The 18,717-nt window shown below is 35.7% G+C and carries 10 protein-coding genes; 2 read left to right on the forward strand and 8 right to left on the reverse strand.

The genetic code is table 11. The features are described from left to right. Positions 1–140 precede the first annotated feature (140 nt). The 4 genes from K5X82_03260 to K5X82_03275 form a co-directional block, all read right to left on the reverse strand. Positions 141–3,515 (reverse strand): hypothetical protein, encoded by a 3,375-nt coding sequence (locus K5X82_03260; protein QZT37927.1) that lies wholly within the window; start codon positions 3,513–3,515, stop codon positions 141–143. 440 nt (positions 3,516–3,955) lie between these two features. Further along, the gene (locus tag K5X82_03265; GenBank protein QZT37928.1) at positions 3,956–4,423 is read right to left on the reverse strand and encodes a hypothetical protein; all 468 of its coding nucleotides are present in this window, start codon (positions 4,421–4,423) and stop codon (positions 3,956–3,958) included. After that, positions 4,423–5,772, reverse strand: coding sequence for a hypothetical protein (locus K5X82_03270; GenBank protein ID QZT37929.1), 1,350 nt, complete (start codon positions 5,770–5,772; stop codon positions 4,423–4,425). Before K5X82_03270 ends, K5X82_03265 begins: the two co-directional genes overlap by 1 nt. A 16-nt stretch (positions 5,773–5,788) precedes the next feature. After that, positions 5,789–6,346, reverse strand: coding sequence for a hypothetical protein (locus K5X82_03275; protein ID QZT37930.1), 558 nt, complete (start codon positions 6,344–6,346; stop codon positions 5,789–5,791). A gap of 769 nt (positions 6,347–7,115) precedes the next feature. On the opposite strand from K5X82_03275, the gene K5X82_03280 reads away from it, so the two are divergent. Further along, positions 7,116–9,719 (forward strand): hypothetical protein, encoded by a 2,604-nt coding sequence (locus K5X82_03280; protein QZT37931.1) that lies wholly within the window; start codon positions 7,116–7,118, stop codon positions 9,717–9,719. Positions 9,720–9,906: 187 nt separating this feature from the next. On the opposite strand, the gene K5X82_03285 is transcribed toward K5X82_03280, so the two are convergent. Next, positions 9,907–10,623, reverse strand: coding sequence for a hypothetical protein (locus K5X82_03285; GenBank protein ID QZT37932.1), 717 nt, complete (start codon positions 10,621–10,623; stop codon positions 9,907–9,909). Between the two features lie 214 nt (positions 10,624–10,837). Between K5X82_03285 and K5X82_03290 the strand changes: the two genes are divergently transcribed. Then, complete coding sequence (locus K5X82_03290; GenBank protein ID QZT37933.1) at positions 10,838–11,377, forward strand: DUF1697 domain-containing protein; 540 nt, start codon at positions 10,838–10,840, stop codon at positions 11,375–11,377. An 82-nt stretch (positions 11,378–11,459) separates the two neighbouring features. Here K5X82_03290 and K5X82_03295 read toward each other — a convergent pair whose 3' ends face one another. The 3 genes from K5X82_03295 to K5X82_03305 all read right to left on the reverse strand — a co-directional run bounded on the left by K5X82_03295 (position 11,460) and on the right by K5X82_03305 (position 18,255). Continuing rightward, on the reverse strand, positions 11,460–15,539 hold the full coding sequence (locus K5X82_03295) for a response regulator (protein QZT37934.1): 4,080 nt from the start codon (positions 15,537–15,539) through the stop codon (positions 11,460–11,462). A gap of 453 nt (positions 15,540–15,992) precedes the next feature. Next, entirely contained in the window at positions 15,993–17,021 is a 1,029-nt protein-coding gene (locus K5X82_03300; GenBank protein ID QZT37935.1) for a hypothetical protein, read from the reverse strand. A 166-nt stretch (positions 17,022–17,187) separates the two neighbouring features. Further along, the gene (locus tag K5X82_03305; protein ID QZT37936.1) at positions 17,188–18,255 is read right to left on the reverse strand and encodes a hypothetical protein; all 1,068 of its coding nucleotides are present in this window, start codon (positions 18,253–18,255) and stop codon (positions 17,188–17,190) included. Between the last annotated feature and the right edge of the window lie 462 nt (positions 18,256–18,717).

Below are 18,717 nucleotides of genomic sequence, written 5' to 3' on the forward strand. Positions count from 1 at the left end.
AAAGTGTTTGACGTAAGATATTTTACTCTTTTTATCTCCCGACTTAACAAGACATGACATATCTTGTTAAGTCGGGAGATATTCTCAAAAGGTTAGAGGCACTTCAATGGAGTACCTCTAACTTTATTTACAATGATCTCTTATGACAATAATTGCTCTATTTCCTCTTTGCTCTCAAAAGGAGAAGCTTCGGCGATTACTCTTTTCATCAATGCAACAATTTGGCTATCGCCTGTTGCAACAAACTCTTTTATTTCAGGACTAAAATATTTGTATCGTTCCTCTAGATTATGGGCGATACAAGATGCAGCATCCCACTGTATCTTTTGATTCTGATTATTAAATAAGACGAGTAATTTGGGCGTCAACTCCACTTTATCACGCATGTGGGTTAACAAGAAAGAGAGCTCGCTAGCTGTAATCTCTTTGAAGTCTACCGTGAAGTCCAATGATTCATATAGATCCATTAGCTGTTTGCCATATTCACAGTCTTCGCTCCAATCATTCTGGGCCGCCTTGTGGTGGTAATGGGTTAAGAATTTTACTACAAAGGATGTTTCAAAACCAAGCTCTTCGAGTAGACTACAGAAGTCATCGATCACCTCTTCATCAGATTGTCTTTCCCATGTACGGTAATAGTCATCTAATCGATTCATATAGCCCATACGTCCAAACATGTACAATGCACGATGGCGCAGCACTTCCGACTCGTCCCATATCACATCATCGATAGTTGAAGGGATATAATCATGAACACGAGGTAGTATATTCTCTTCTATTATATCAAACGATTCATCTTCATATAGGTAATCCTTTATCATCTGTTTAAAAGAGGCAAGTTCTTTGGCCACAGCCTCTTTTTTTTCATCTGAACGTGCCCAATCAGGTGTTTCATAATTAATGATACGACGGGTAAATTCAATCAGTGCTTGTTCGAATTTATCACCCTTCAACTGCAGGTACTCCTCACTAGGATTTACTTGATTTACATTCTCGAGGAATAGCTCTATTGTATCTGCATCAAGGTAGTCGAGGGCTAATTTGACCGCTTTTTTACGTGACTTTTCGAAAGAGAGGGCAAAACTAGAGGTCTCTTCAAAACTATCGGCATAGGCATAGTCGTTAACATGTGACATATAAGTTGCATAAGCAGTGCTTCTATCCTCTTCATCTTGGGACAATGCATGCTTATTTTCGTATATTTCCCATGCAGTAATATATGATTTCGGTACTTTGACCTTCTCTAGCTTATCGATAAACTCCACAATATCAAGAGAGGTGTAGTCGCGATGGAAATAACGAGAGGATACAAATGACTTAAATATTTCATGAATGGCTTTCACCGGAGCCAAAGAGATAAAGAGATGTAATAGACGGATGTAAACACTACTCATTGCACCAGGAAATGCATCATAGCTATATAGACATGTAGCGAGTAATAGACCAAAGTTATCCCTTTTGAACACAGAGATATGTAGTTGCTTTTGACCCTCTTTTTTTCCGGCTGCAACACTCTTATAGAGCTCAAAGATAACACTATCACTAACTGGTTTGGATTGGTTCTTAGCTTCTCTCCTCAACGTTTCGAAGATCTCTTTCTCTTCAGGATTTAGGCTCTCAGGACCACCTTTCATCAGTTTGATCATTATCTCACGTGGAGGTGGTGGAGGCATCTTTGGACCTTCGCAATGGCTATGGATCATCTCGATAAGACGATCTTTCTCACTACGCTCAATATCATACGATTTAAAGCCTTCCTCTAACATTGCTTTATCGAAGACTTTCCAAAAATTATCTTTGAAATAAGAGATTAATGGACGCAACTCTTCTGGTGCGCTTAATCCCCCCTCTTTCATACAGATATAAGCTATCGATATTAATTCGGTAGCAGTAGGCTGAGTTACATCGTTCTCATAATCAAATGCACTACGAAGGATTTCATTATCAATATCAGTACGGTTTGTATGTCTTAAATCATGAAGGATTCGCAACCAAGGCTCTTCGGAATGCTTGTATAAGCGATAGATACGCTCCAAATTCTCTGTTGGAAGGGCATCAGCGTGGATTGGATTGATATAGGCAACAAGGTTTTGAAGATAACTCTTGTAATCCGTTATTCGAATATACCGTTTATCGAAATCGGCATGCGATAACATCTTATATTCATTACAGACACTATGGATAACGTACTCATTATATGCACGACAACCATTAAGGTGGAAGATGACATCCAAGAGACGTAGACATTGGGATATTCCTGAAGGGTCTTCGCCGTTGACCAAATATTGCATTCCTTCGATATGAGCATCTTCATTATAGTATGTTTCAAAGAAGAGGTGGATCATCTCATCAAATTCACTTCCGTAATACTCCACGCGAGAGTATAGAGACAGGTTCTTTCTCTTACAGAATTGAAGGAGAGAGGATGGCTCAATCGTTTGAAGCACTTCAGGATTGGCTCCCGTTTCGACATAGCGTAACATATCTTCGCCATTATCAAATCCTTTGAGTAGAAATTCCCTATTTTGATTATCTATATCGTTCTCATAGTCATGCATGATCTCCTCTTCATCATTGTGACGATCGCGAAAGAAAAGATCCTTCTTACTGAACTGCGACATCACTTGATCCACCTCTTTGCTAAATCCCCAGAATAGGCTCTCGAAAGTGGTTTCTCCACAAGGTGTGTTACCTTTTTCATCTCCTGGATAGAAACCAAATAGGTTCTCAATATACCAATCGCCTAATCTTGTAGTACCTCCCAACTCATTCATGTGAGGAGGTGTTGATTTGATATGTTGAATAAACTCTTTCATCAGCAACTTGAAATCCTTTGGATTGGCTTTACAGTGTTCCCAGAGTAATGAAGTCTCCATTTCCGCTTCGTAATCCTCTTGAAAAGCGAGCAAATGAACTTGGTTATCGTTATAACAGTTAGCGATCGCTTTCAACACATATGGATTACTATAGCCAAGCTCTCCCACAAAATATTGCAGTTGTTGAAATGAGTTTTCAGCATGTTCGTCATCCCAATAGGGAATGATATATTGAGCAATGAGATAGATATATTGATTATCGTTTAGTGCCAATGTAAATAGGATATGCAGTCCAAAAGTGTGGTATTCATCAATCCACAAATCCGAGGTATTATTCAACTCTACAGATAGTGCCACTATCTCTTTGGCAATGGTTACGACGAGTGCTTTTAACTCAGGGTACTTTACTGCGGCTTCAAACAATATCGTCTCAGAAAAACGAATATAATCAAACCTAGGAGTCTCATGGTTAAAGCTATACTCCCCCATGTTCATTACCAACTGCATTCGTGGTCGATTCTCTATATCTTCATAATGGAAAGGGACTCCATGGTCATTAACAAATAGAGAAGGATATTTATCACACTCCCCTAGTTTAAACGCTCTATCTTTGGTCAGTTGATAGAAATAATTTAACGCTTTTTTAATCGATGACGGATCAGAAAGGTTAACGGTCTGTTTTATAAATTCTTTCAGCATTAATTATGAAATTTTTATCGGTGTACTTTATGTCTCAAGATGACACAAAGCCCCATAAGGGACTTTATTAATAGATGTAAATTTAATAAAGTTAGAATATAAAAAAAGTCATAACCAAGACGAATCCCCTATCAAATGGGGTTGTCGAGATATAATTTAGACTGTGATACATCTTTAACACGACAATTATGTTCTATATAGACCATAATAGTTTCAAAACAGAACTATTGCAACAAGAATTATTTATCATTCATAAGAATATTCTATAAGAAATAAAATTAATCTAATTTAAGACAGGGTCTCCGTCGTCCATTCATTGTTCCTCTCGTTATTACTGTAGAGTACTCCAACCAATAACTCCTGTTCCAAAGGTGTAATATTATTATCAAAGGTATTTCAAAGAGATCGGATTCTTTGAAATACCCTTTCGCAGTAACAGACTATATCTCAATCAATGCATCTGGATCATCAATAGCACGATCTAGAGCTTCCAACTCTTTCTCAAATGGATTAGACATTGCAATCTGTGTACTACTCTTTAATCCTTCGGCAACCAATGCAATATTATTATCTTCGAGGCCTCTATCGATAACATCAAAGCTCTTATCTAAGACCATATTCTGCTGATCATACTTTTTCTCTATCTGCACCATATTCTCATGATGACTTGAAAGTATTGAGGTCATTTTCTGTTGATGATCATGATTGTTTTTTTGAGACTTAAGATAATCACCTACGTAACCATCAGCTGAACCTACAACTTGATGGGTTGTCTCTTTTACAATTTTCGCACTATGCACGATATCGACCACTCTATCCATATTCTGATGCACCGCAACGATCCCACGCTCCGCTTTGTCCACATTCTCCCTATTAAACCACTGTTTTGCGCTATCTAATATCCCCATTATTGATCTATTTTATTCTTTATAATTCTTAATACCTTGGTAAAATCCTTCATTGACATTTTTAGTCCTTGATGACTTTCTAAAGATTCTATAGAAGGTCTATGTGCTTTCTCAAAAGAGAGATACTCTTGATATTCTTGCTCCTCTCGTAAGATATAACGAGACATGCTACGAGGAAATTTCTGTTTTAGAGTTTTCAAACATTGCACATATTTATCACGCGATGGAGGATCAATATTTCTTGTTTTCTTCCGCCATACGTATCGAAAACGCATTGAACCAGGGAGAAGCCCCACCCAATGAGATAGCGTAACAGGTGTATTGAATATCTCTCTTTCTAGTTCCATTCGTTCTAAGCAAACATCAAGTGTTCTACGTCCTGATTTATAGCTTACGTACTCCTCTGACTCAAGCAGTCTTTGAAATTGTGGCATCAGTCCATGAACGACACAATAATCTAAAGTAGATCTCTCTTTGGCATAAAGTTTACGATATTTATTTAATTGCTGCATCTGAATCGAAAGCTTCTCAGCATGGTGGTTCATCTCTAATATCTGTTGGTCCATCTGTTGATCGACCTCTCGTATCTCACTAATTGCATCCATATTTTGTCCGATTGCCTCTGTAGCAGAACTCACAGCATTCACTAATAAATCAGCAGCTATTTCCACTCCCACCTGGTTCAACTCTTTTCGTGCCTCTTTATCCTCACTGTTCTCATAAAGGCGAGTTGTTAGTTCCATGGTGCGATGCAAATTACCAGAATCATATGCATTTTCTAGACTCTGGCCCATGGCACCTCCCACCGTATTTGTTAAAGAGACAGTAGCAATTTGATCGATTTCACCATAATCCACTTTCTCAAAATCGAGTGGATGCTTATATTGCGAAAGGTCTGTGATCTCTGATAACAGGGCAATATTAGGATCTTTGACCCTTAATGGCCCATAATATTCTTTCAGAATCATCTTAGCAATATGAGAAAGGGAAAGAGCTACTTGATTTCGTATTGCTGTCGTTTCAATATCAAACATCTCTACAGATTCATAAAGATCTCGATAACTTGGAACCATATTTTCCTTAAAAAACCCCACTTTTATTTGCAGGTCGTTCTTCGCTGATGAAGCCCTAAAGTAAGTTCGATCCAAATTACAACTAGACATCTCATTACTCACGGCTTTATAACTGTTCAATAATGTGTTAGATAGAGTTGGCACCGAAGACCCAATATCTTGTTGTTGCGAAATAATCACAGAGTAATTTTGTCTGTATCCACAAGAACAACTGCAAAGGTCGTTTTCATCTTTTTGAAGCGCTTCATGACATCTAGGGCATATAAAATTCTTCATTTACTTCGTAATTAGGTTAGACTGAAAAAAAGCGAACAATAAAACATACTAAATAGACTAGTATTACTAAAATAGGATATAGTGAAGTAAAGAGTGATTCACTCCAATCTTCTACATCACAAGTTTGATTGAAATCGCATGTCACTGATTTCTCTAAACTCCGCTTCGATAGGAGACTTATCATGATAAAACCGATATAAATTCCGAGTAGAGTTAACAATCCTTGCCATGTATAGACAAAGCCATACATCATTCCTGTAGAGGTTTGCAAAAAAGACTCCATTCGTTGTCTTTCCGCTTCATTCTCTTTGTAAATGAGCAGTTGATCTAAGGTTTCCACTTTTTGAACAAAGCCCAATGGAGGAGGGAGTGTATGGTCTTTATATGCTTCTAGGGTCTCTCTCGAAACACCTAATTGCTGATACTCTTTTACTTCTGAATAATCATCAGTTAAATCATCTAATAATTCTAATGCCTCTTCTTCCTTTTCGCTCCATTCATAAGTTTTATTGCATGCAACACACAGATGAAAAAGTAAAAAGGTCAACATTGAATAGATAAGCTGTCTTTTCATAGTAGTTCATTTTGTTTAGAAACTGGTTGTAGTTGTTGTTCCCAATAATTTGTTCTACAAGATTAATACCCAACTATGCCATAATATGTCGTACTTGGATATGGAAATTCAAAAAAATCTATTACTTGTGGGATTATTCCCAAAGGACGATACTATTAACAGGCGTTTTAAGGTCTTATTTTATCAATTCCACAACGTAATACATCTCACACAAGAAAACACTTCACACGTCACGAAATAGCACACAAATGACATCTTGTTAGTTGACAATAGCCACGATGAAGTCTATTTTCAAAAGGGAGCATAGCAGTTTGACTATTTACACCTTAGTAGAGGTGATATTGAAACATTTATCTAAATATAATTAGCTCAAATATTTAGATACTAGGCATCAAGTTTACTCTCAAAATGTTACGAAGATAGAGACATCTCTTGTTTTGTTAATACCCAATCAATTCTTATTCAGCAAGGAGCTAAAGTATCCATAGACTCATTGCTTACTTCAATCTTCAGCAATGGTTGAGATATGTATAAAGACGAAATATAATCTCTATGTACACACAATATGATTAAGCTATGAATTCACAGATTACTTTGATTAAGTATGATCTATTTTTGAGTGGCGTCTAACCCAACACCTGCAACAAGATGTTATTTAAGAGAGATAACACTATTGTTTATCCTTAAAGAAAGCAATATATTTAAAGTGATAAACTGTTAACTAAACCATGGAGTCTCAAATAGATAGACTTCTCCAAAGCACAACTATATGAACTCATTGAAATGGCCTTTATTGCTAATTCTTCTTTTTTACTACATGTCATCACAAGCAAACCATATTGATAAGTGGGCGATATCTTACGAAGAGAGCTGTCCTGAAGCACTCATTGGCAATGGCAAAGAAGTTTATATCACTGGTCCTTTATCTTTTCATAGAACAGGTAACTCCGACATCAAAGGTATCATACAAATAGATCAAGCGATAGGTTGGAGTAATAATAAATATAAAAAGGAAGCTCACTTCTACCCGTCAGCTGTAGTTTACAAACTTTCACGTCCCCATTCAAACATCGATATACTATATGCATCTACTCCTGATGACCCGTTTGTTATTTATATTCGTTACGCTTCTTCAGACAACCCAGTAACACTAACTGGGACCAAAGAATTTATACCCCAAACCGATACGGTAGGGAACAACCTCATTAAAAAATATTCTTCATCAGAAAGGACTCTATCTTTATCATGGGATCAGCTATTGGAAGAAGCCATTAAACCATACACCCAGGATAAAATTGTCCTTGACTCTCCAAACCAAAGATTAAACAGAGCGATGGCGTTCAACCAATATTTATTAGATCTGGCATACAATGGAGAGTTAATTGTATGCGATATGTTTCGATGGAGAGACATTTGGTCGAGAGATCTAGGTTCAGGGTTTGGCATAGGAGCATTAAGGTCTAATGACATAAAAGCCACCTATGATTGTATCCAATACGATATCAAAAGATATGAGAAAAGCCCGCCTAATTATCTTAAGACAACAGAGGATGCCTCACAAGGAGGGAGTGCAGAAGGACTTTCTTTTCTTACACAACTTATTTGGCAATACTACCTGGTTACAGGAGAATTAGATTGGTTAGAAGATAGTTATCAAATTTTGAAGCCGTGGGTAGATCAATGGGTTAATCGTGATTATGATCAAAATGGACTAATCGTTGATGTTACAGATTGGATGGATCATTCAAGACACTATCTTCTTCCTTATGGTAGTCAAACACTCTATTCTAATGCTTTAATGGTAAAGTTACTTGAAGATTTTTCCCAAATCTCAGGAGCCATAGGTCACACTACGGATGCTCAACACTACTTGATTTACAGACAACGATTTGTAGATGGTATAAATGATAATCTATGGAGTGATCCATTGGGTGCTTATGTCAATCTTGCAATCAATGACCAAAAAGATCTTCGTATTGCATCTGCAGCGAATTCTCTGGCATTAATTGCAAAAATACCATCTTCGTCACAAGCAAAAACTATAATCAAAAGTCTTAAACGACACAATTGGAGAAAATCAGGATCTTTAACCATGTCTCCTAAAATGACACATATTGAGTCAGATCAAAACGAACATATATGGCCTTGGTGGAATGCGATTGAGGCTAAAGCACACTCTCTAAATGGAGACAAACAAGCAGGAGTACGACTTCTAGAAAACTGTGCGCAAACACTTTCATTTGAGAAATATCCAGGACTAATGGAGGAGTTAATGTATAAAGATGGGGTTTCAGAGGGAGGCAATGCATTTGCTACTGCTGCGGGATCATTTATTGATGCAGTATATTCGGGACTATTCGGTATTGAAATCATTCAAACAAAGCAATCTCGAATTCGTATTCTTCCAAATATTCCAACTGAATGGAAAAATACTAGCTTAAAAGTACCAACCACTGATGGCTCTTATACCATTTCACATTATCAAGGACAAACTACTGTTACAGTAAATGACTCACAGATAAAAGAGGTAGAGGTTGAAGCAAACACTAAAGTAGTAGGAGCAAAAAAAGTTGTTTATGCGACTCCAGCAACTCCGGTTCTCCCATCTAGTCAAACCTTCGAGACTCCACAAATCACAAAACGAAAAGCATTTGTATTAGAGGTAAAAGGACTTATTGCTCCTCCCCAAAATGTCAAAGAGAAAGTTATCACCTTAGAACAGTTGACCCAAATATCTTCACCACAGACATCTGCCTTGATCATCTATGGGAACAAACTACCTTTTACTTCTAAGCAAGGAGTCGAGACGACCGAATATTTGCAACAGTTCATATCTCAAGGTGGCGCTATCGTATTTTGGGGATGTAGAATGATGTCCAAAGATGTCGAACATCCACAACATTACAAATATAAGATGGGACACACTTCAGGAGTCATCTCATGGTACAAAAAAATAGGGTCTGAATGGAAGCCTTATGATTCACAGCTTGATGAAATTATCGATCAAGAGATCCATGGTGGTACTATTTATTGGGGAAGAGGAGCTTATTTTAATGCATGGGAGTTGCAAAAGGGAGTCTTCGGATTCAAAGCAGATGGTATGGGGATATGTATTGGCAAAAAGAATTATCCGACAATTAAAGTCAATGAGGTATTTACTGATTTCGCAGTAAGTAGACCATGGTATTTTATTTCAATGGCCAATACTCATATTACCCAAAACTTCATGGTAAACAATGATCGGTTACAACTCTCATGTTTCGCCCGTTTGGTCAACTGTAAAAATCATGGAGAGATTATTTTAATTGGGGAATCTATATCAGACACTTTTGGACAGAAGAAAATTGCCAAAATGCTTAAATACAAATTCTAATTACGATTACAATCGTAAGAGTAGACATATCCATGTAGTCTACTCTTTTTTAACAAAAAAAGAGACTGCTGAATTATATCATGCAGTCTCTAGCTGTGTTCTTAGCAATGGGGACATACACCTTAAAGTGATATGCTCATCCAATGATAAGGATTGAATCATGCCGTGTAGACATAAGCGGTTATCTTTATATTCCTATCCCAAAGATAAGATTTGATGTCTTTTTTTCAGGGTTCATTGCCACCTTAGCCCATACTAGAAGTTTAAAATTATCATTAATCTTAATATGATTCTGACAAGAAATACCAACATTGACAAATGCCGTTTTTGTAGCATAAGCACTTTCATCAAAAACATTAGCTCCTGCAAATATTGTCAAATTGTTTGTGCCTACCTTGAAATGGTAATCTAATTCAAAATAAGATGAGTATCTCTGATCCCCATCAGTATCTAAATCACATCCCCACAAGAAAGTACTCCATAACAAAGAAATTGGAGAGTTCCCTCGTCTATAGTAAAGATCCGCATTGATCAAGTGGTTGGTAGTTAGACGATCAAAATCAAAATAGTCATATTCATCAATAGATGCCTTACCTCGTGATGCGTAGAAATCCCATATAGACAACCTTAAATTGTTCGTAATGTTATAGAAACAATGAATATCAAATTCAGAATACTCACCTTTCTCTAGAGCATAACCGCCATAGAAACCTAGTTGAAAACGACTAAAATTAAATTGTAGATCTGTCTCAATATTGACACTATTACTTACCATAATCCCTCTCCAGTAGTGTCTAGAGGTAAGGGTAGGTTTTATTTTAACATCCACCTGAGCTTGGGAAACATTCGTATATCCCACCCCCATCCATAGAAGTAAAATAGCAATTAATGTGTGTTTTTTCATATTTGTAAATAATTAGCGACATAAATATACTATTTTTATCATATTATTTAAAAAAACTTTTTTATTTCAAGTCTCTAGTAACACTCAGTTAACAAATTCAATCATAAATAACTAATGAACAATATTATACAGTGAGCACTTGTTTACAAACAAATAAGAAAGATCAAACCTATTCATTGTTATAAAAAATATTATCAGATTAAAATAAACCAAGATGAAGACCTATATTGTACTATTACGAGGAATTAATATCGGAAATCACCATAAAGTAAAAATGGCTGAACTAAGAAGTCAACTAGAGAGTGTGGGCTTTTTAAATGTACAATCGTACATTCAATCAGGGAATGTCATATTTGAAAGTGCGATATTAAACAAAACACAGATTAAGCAAAAGCTCATCGCATTGCTTTCGACCCACTATGATTTTGACATACCAATCCAAGTTTACACAAAAAGAGACTTACAACACATCATCGATAACAACCCATATGACAGCTCTTCAGAAGAGAAAGTAAAACAGCTACATGTTACCCTACTATCATCCTCTCCAAGTCTGGAATTAATCGATGTTCTAGCTAAAATCGACACTGCCAATGACACCTTTGAAGTAATTAATAATGCCGTATATATCCATTGTGAAGGGCCCTATCACAAAACGAAATTAGGTAATAGCTTTATTGAAAAGAAACTCTCTTGCGAAGCAACGACTAGAACTTGGCGTACTATCATTAAGATCATGACAATAACCCCATAATTACTTCTAGTTTTTATTCAATAAAAAAGACCACTCTTTGGGAAGAATGGTCTTTTACTATTATAGGTTACTAGAGGTAGAACTATCTAGTAACCTCTTTTCTTTTCTGTGGAGTATGTTCCGTTGGCAAGTAACCAAAGAATTTCTTAAAGCTTGTGGAGAAATAAGATGGGGTGTTAAAACCAACCATATAACTCACCTCTGCCACTGTATATTTTTGTTCTTCAAGCAACTGTAAAGCTTTATTAAATCGTATTTTCTTTATATAATCAGAAGCAGTACTACCAAGGATTGCCTTCATCTTTAAATGAAGATTAGAGCGGCTCATTCCAATCTCACGAGCAAATCGATCCACCGTAAAAGTTGGATCACATAACGACTCTTCAACAATCTCTTTCGCTTTAGAAAGAAACTCCTCATCCATACGGTTGAAAGCAAGTGATTCGACTTCAATCTCTTCATCTTCTTTAAACACTTTCTTCATTCGATGTTGCATCTTAATAAAGTTCTCGACTTTAGCACGTAAAACCTTAATAGAGAAAGGCTTTTCTATAAAATCATCGGCCCCATTACGAAGTCCTGCTAATTGATCTTCAACGGTAGCTTTCGCAGTAATCATGATTACTGGAATATGACACGTACATATATTTTGTTTAATACGTTTACAAAGTGTTACACCATCAATTTCAGGCATCATAACATCCGTAATAATCACATCTGGCATCTGCTCTCCAATAATCTTCAGTGCATATTCACTTTGAGAAATAAATGTCACCTTATGGGATTCAGAAAGTTCATTCACCAAATAATTTCCAATTTCCACATTATCATCGACTACCATAATATGAGATCGACTATCTCCATCTTCCGACTCCACATTGGCAACTTCCAGTGTTTGATCTTCAGCATTGTCTTCAGCCCATAGCTCTTTATCGAATTGGGACAACAATTGATTCTTATTCCCATTACCTTTCTCAACATCGGAGTAAACACCATCTGATATAGGTAATTTCACTTCAAATCGAACACCCGAAGGGTGGACTTGATAAGCGTGAACGGAGCCTTTATGTATCTCAACCAATCGACTTACATAAGCCAAACCAATTCCTGTGCCTCCAGTCTCATTTTCGTTCACACGATAATAACGTTCGAAAATATGCTTTCTTTTATCTTCAGGGATTCCTACCCCATCATCTTCTACATGGAGAATCAACATTCCGTCTTTTTCTCTCAGGCAAAGGGTAATCGCTGTCCCACTCTTATGATATTTAAAAGCGTTAGACATTAAATTAAATAAAATCTTTTCAATAGTTCCAGCATCCATATAACCTATAATTACATCATCTGGTTCATCAAAGATATAGGATATATTCTGTTTCTTAGCTCTAGGGATAAATGCATTAAAAACATCTTGAACCGCACTTGTAATATTCTGTTTCACAACATTAAGTCCAACCTCTCTCATCTCTGCTTTACGAAATTCCATCACTTGGTTCACAAGTCTAAGAAGCCTCTTTGCATTCTTATGTACCATGACTACTTGGCGCTGAACGTCAAAATCAAAATCATTGCGATCAAGCAGTTTCTCTATTGGAGATAGAATCAAAGTCAAAGGTGTACGAAATTCATGTGATATATTCGTGAAAAATTCCAATTTATGCTTGTTAACCTCTTCTAGATTCTCTTTCTCAATTCGCTCACGATAAATCGTTTGACGCATTTTCACTTTATCTGATAGAAGTCGATACACCACCCATCCTGTTAGTATTGTAAAAATAAAGTATGCAATATAAGCCCAGATAGTAAAATACCATGGCTTCGCAATATTCACTTCAATTCTTGTAACAGGACCTTTACGATCAGCATAAAGATCAATCGCCTGCACTTCAAAAATATAGTCACCAAAAGGAATATTTGAAAAGATAGCCATCTTATTTCTATTCGCATCAATCCAATGATCATCTCCCCATCCCTTTAGTCGATAACGATATTTGATATGACCAGACTGAATATAATCGACGATACCATAACTAAAAGAAAAATTCTGTTGGTTTGCACTCAAATTGATTTTTTTTGTAAACTGCAATGATTTTTCTAGCACGGATACTTTCTCAGAAGGTTTCTGTATCACCTGATTCACAGCCAAGCTATTCAACAATACACGCCCCTCAAAAGGTTGTTCTGTAATAGACATAGGATTAAAGACAGTGATCCCATTAATTCCTCCAAAATATAGATTACGATCTCTACTTTTTAAACTTGACCCCGTATTAAACTGACGCCCTTGAAGTCCATCTCTTTCACTATATACATTGGGTTTAAATTCTATTGGATTATAAGAGACAAGACCTCCATTGTAAGATATCCATAACGAACCAAGAGAATCTTCCTCGATACTGCAGATCAATCGATCAGCAAGTACATCAAGCCCTTTAGGACGCATGAAACATCGATTAATTTCATCAAATGTTACAATACCACGACTTGTTCCAATCCAAATTACACCACGATGATCTTCTAATATATGATGTATACGCCCACTAGGTAGTTGATTCTCTTTCCCTGGACGTATCACAAAACTTTCAAATCGATGGGTTTCAGGATAATAAATAGCCAACCCGTCTATAGTACCAATCCAAATTCGCTCTTTGCGATCTTCATACATCGTTGTAATCTTAGGATTAGGCAATTCATTACCAACAGCATCTTTCTCAACTGAAATAAATTGCTGACTACGTGGTTTCCATTTAGATAGTCCTTTCCAAGTACCAACCCATATATGATTTTGATGATCCTTTAACAATGCATACACATGATTATCAGGTAAAGTACCCTTTACATTTGGCTCATGTATAAATCTCTTCACCATCTCTCCTGAACGACTAATCAAATTAACACCTTTTTCATGTGTTCCGGCTAACATTGATCGATCAGGTAAAGCCACAAATGACTTTATATTATTCGAACTAATTGTTTTAGCATCCTCAGGATCATTCTTTAAAATCTTAATATGATTTCGATCCTTACTTATGATATTTACCCCATTATCATTGGTTCCTACCCAAATACGACCTTTAGTATCTTCCAACATGGTTGCTGCAACATTACCACTAAGGGATAGCTGTCCACCGTTATGGTTAATCAAATCAAATTGAATCTTCGTATTATGATAATAATTAACCCCTCCAAAGAAAGTTCCTAACCACATGCCACCTTCTTTATCTTCGAATATAGAACGAATAGAATTTTGACTTAATGAATAAGGTCGTTCAAACTCTTGTTGCATTGTCTTAATTCGCTTCGAGTCAATATTATATACAGTCAACCCCAAAAATGTGCCTATCCATAAATTGCGGTTCTCATCTAAACTTAAAGCCCTCACTTTATCTGAAAGCAATCGGTTCTTTTTCTTGGCAGTCGATTTCCAATGGTCGATCACATGAAACTGCTTATCTAAAAAAAGAAAGCCATCTAATTCTGTTGCAACAGCCCACATTTTATCATCAATATATAACATCTCATTTACTGGAGAACTAACTCCATCCAAAATAATAGGCTCCATTATACACTGCACAGGATCAAACAGCATTAATCCTAGATTTGTTCCAATGAGAAGTTTATCTTCATAAATAGTTAAAGAACTCGTCTGTGAAATAACACCGTAATTTGAAGGTAATTTTAGCTCAACAAAATCTTTAATCAAAGATTCATATTTAAATAGATCCCCATCACGTGATACCGCATAAACCTCTCCTTTAGACGAAGCGACCAATTTTATTAAGTTGTAATTATATATTCCATTGAAGAAAGGAAAATTATGAATCGTTCCCTTTTTTTGATCATAGACACTGACACCTTTATCACCTGCCAACCAAACATTACCATTTTCATCCACATATATAGAACGTATCTCACGAGACAATAGATCCTCGTTCTTACCAATATATTTAAAATCAGTCCCATCAAAACGTGCTACGCCATCGTGTGTTCCAAACCAAATATAGCCAAGGGAGTCTTGTTGTATATCATACACACAACTATGAGGAAGACCATGCTCTGTAGAGATCTTTTTAAAAAGATAATTGCGCCCCTTAGCCCATGAAGCATGAGTGGTTATCAAAGATAGCAAGAGTACTAAAATCAGCAGCTTGGTTGTTTTCATATTAACTCCCTATAATAGTTTTATTGTTACCTATCAACAATAAGCAGGTAACACAAAAAACCTTAGATTAAATAAACTCTATAAAACTTTGTCTAAGACAACCTTTCTTCGAGCAAATGATTAACAAATGTATGGATTATAACAAATGTATCAATTTACATAACGAAACAAAAATTCACTAATGTTTTTTATATGTAAATATCTATTTTGACATACTTTCAGAAGGGATATTAATTTGGTTCAATAGAGAATTGTAGGAAGGTAACTACATGTAAATTCCACCATGATAGTTTAACTAATTTGTAAAACTACAAAAGACTCTTTATTATTATTCGAAACTACAACTATTTGCATTTTTAAATATTCATAAACAGATGGAATCTGATTGAGACCCAATAGAACTCTTGAACCATCATTAGTAATGATGATACAAGAGATTGATGAATGTCATCTTTATTTTTTTAAATTAAACCGGTAGATAATACCCGCTTGAGCATAAGACATCCAACACCATTCAGGACGGAAGGTAAAATCATAGATATCAGATGTAAGACTAAGGTCCAACAAGATATTTTTAGATAGACGTATATTGGCACCAAAACCCAAATTCCAAAACGGGTGTCCCCAAGAATCACGATTTATCATATAAGTCACTCCAGAAGAGAACTTTGGCTGAATCCACTTTCCTTCAACCACATATTCAAAGTACAGTGGGACAACATATGCACTTTCATAAGGATTTTTTTCTTTAATATCATCATTATTCCATCGACAGGACTCTATTTTATGCACACCAGTTTTTAAATATAATCTTTCACTCCCCCATGGAAGCCATATATATAAATTGATCCCCATCATAGGTTGTTTTACATCCACACGATGATTAGAGATGAGATATGTACCTGTTGGTTCAACACCAAACCTTAGATCATATCGTCTCTTTTTGAGTTCTATATGTTCTGTTTTACCTACTTTTTCATAGTAATGATTCATCAATTGAATCAAATTATATTCTGTGGGCTGTTTCATCTCTTCTATCTCTGGGAAAACATCAGGACAATCTTGAAAATAGAGTTTTAAAAAACCAATATGTGCTGTAGGTGTAATCGAATAAGTAACATCTTTTTCTATCTTATTTCGTTCCCGATAAGGGATTTCTCTAATCTCATTTTTAGTTATGCCAACAGCATATTTAACACCTCGTTTATCTTTATAACGATAAACACTCTTTTGTCCAGATACCAAACACTCAGCAAAAATCTTTTTCTGAGCATCTCTACTTTTTAATGTACACGATTTTAACACCAACCCTTCCTTCAAAATAAAGGCCTCGACATCTTTGGCTTCATAAAATCGGTCAATTTGAGTGTTCCTAAAGTGGATTTTATTGTAATCTCTTATCTCATTATGAAACGCGATAACTCCAGATAGAGTATCATGACTAAGTGTCACTAAAGATGCTGGTTGAAAATTTTGTGCCATCAAAGCTTGACTTAATAAGATGAAACCAAACAGGCAAAATAATCTATGACTCATAAATATTGAATAAAAAAAAACTTAAATTAAAAATAAAATGTATCTATTCTTCTTTGTTGTTTAACTGACCAATTTCACAAGCCTAAAGAAACAACATATAACTATAATTCTATTAAAATTCAATTCGGTAACAAACTCCAGCTTGTGCAACATAGTTATGTAAAAACTTAGCATCACCTCCAAGCAGTGGAATGTCTGTAGAAATATTTAGATCTAAGCACAGCTTCTCCGTCATCCGAATAAAACAACCAGCTCCCGCCTGAATATGCATCTCAAAATTACTATCAATAAACTGAAAATTGGACCCAACAGATACTTTCGGCATAAACAGTTTAGAAGTAAAGACATATTCAATCATCAATGGGATTTGACACGCTCTATTTACTAATGGACTATTGCTTGTATCAAAAGTGACAAAATAACCTGTCTTCACATAAAACCGTTCACTCTCGTTAGGTAACCAAAAGGCTACTTGACAACCCGCCAAATATAAATAAGTTGAAGAGCCTGTGGCACTACTACCAGCAGAATTGCCGTCTATCATAAAAGAAGGTGTTACAAGCATTCTTATAGGATAATTCTTCTTTGTATAGATAACACAAGAATTTTCACCACAGGTAAGATCATGATATTTGTCTGTCAAATAGATTAATGATTTTCGACGAGGCTTATCCATTCTGTCTATCATTGGGAAAACCTCAGGACAATCCTTAAAAAAGAACTTTAGAAATCCCACATGATATTTTGACTCAACGAAATAATCACGTCCGTCAATATCTTTTATTTCTTTACTATATGGAATGGGACGGATCCGATCTCCGTCAACACCATAAGCAAACACCTCATCGTTAAGGGGTTTATATGAATAAAGAGACTTCTCGCCTTTAACTAAATACTGTGCAAAAATTGGAAGCTGAACACCATTTTCCATCACATTTCGTGAAACAAATCGCTCTCCTGTTTTTAAATTATATCCTTGAATAGACAAGGGAGTAAAAATAGTGTCTATTTTTGCATTCTTAAAATGGATTATCTTATAGTCTGCAACTTCGTTATTAAATGCAAGAGCACCTCTGATTGTATCAAATTTTGTCGTCACAACAAACCCGGATCGAAAAGTCTGAGCAGATAAAGTCGAAACAAAATACAATAATAAGAATACAGTTATTATTTTTCTCATTGTTAGTTATATTACTTTCTTACACTAAGCACAATGAAAGCTACGGCTTAATTAGAGAAGTATTCATTTTTTAATTACATTAATTTTACAAAATTAACATTCTGTGATATACTAAAAATTATTACACCAGATAAATCACTATACATATCATTTTTTATACTATTTTTAAACAACTATTTTATCTATCACAAAAATCAATCATTATGGTTCTTTCAAAATTGATTTGAAGAACATCGTGTTTATCATTTTGGATATGCAGCTTTTTCTGGACAAAAAAGTTACACATCCAGACTCTACTTCATGGCTGTAAATCGGATCCAGGCCTATCAACCCATCTATATTGACATATAGTAATTTGCGATGATTACAGCACGCCTTACGCATTGTTTTTGTAGGAGTTAGACTATCCGAACCTGATAAGTGTGGTGCATAGATATTGAGTATAAAGAAATAGACTGCTTG

This window comes from Prolixibacteraceae bacterium (assembly GCA_019856515.1).
GTDB lineage: Bacteria > Bacteroidota > Bacteroidia > Bacteroidales > Prolixibacteraceae > Halosquirtibacter > Halosquirtibacter xylanolyticus.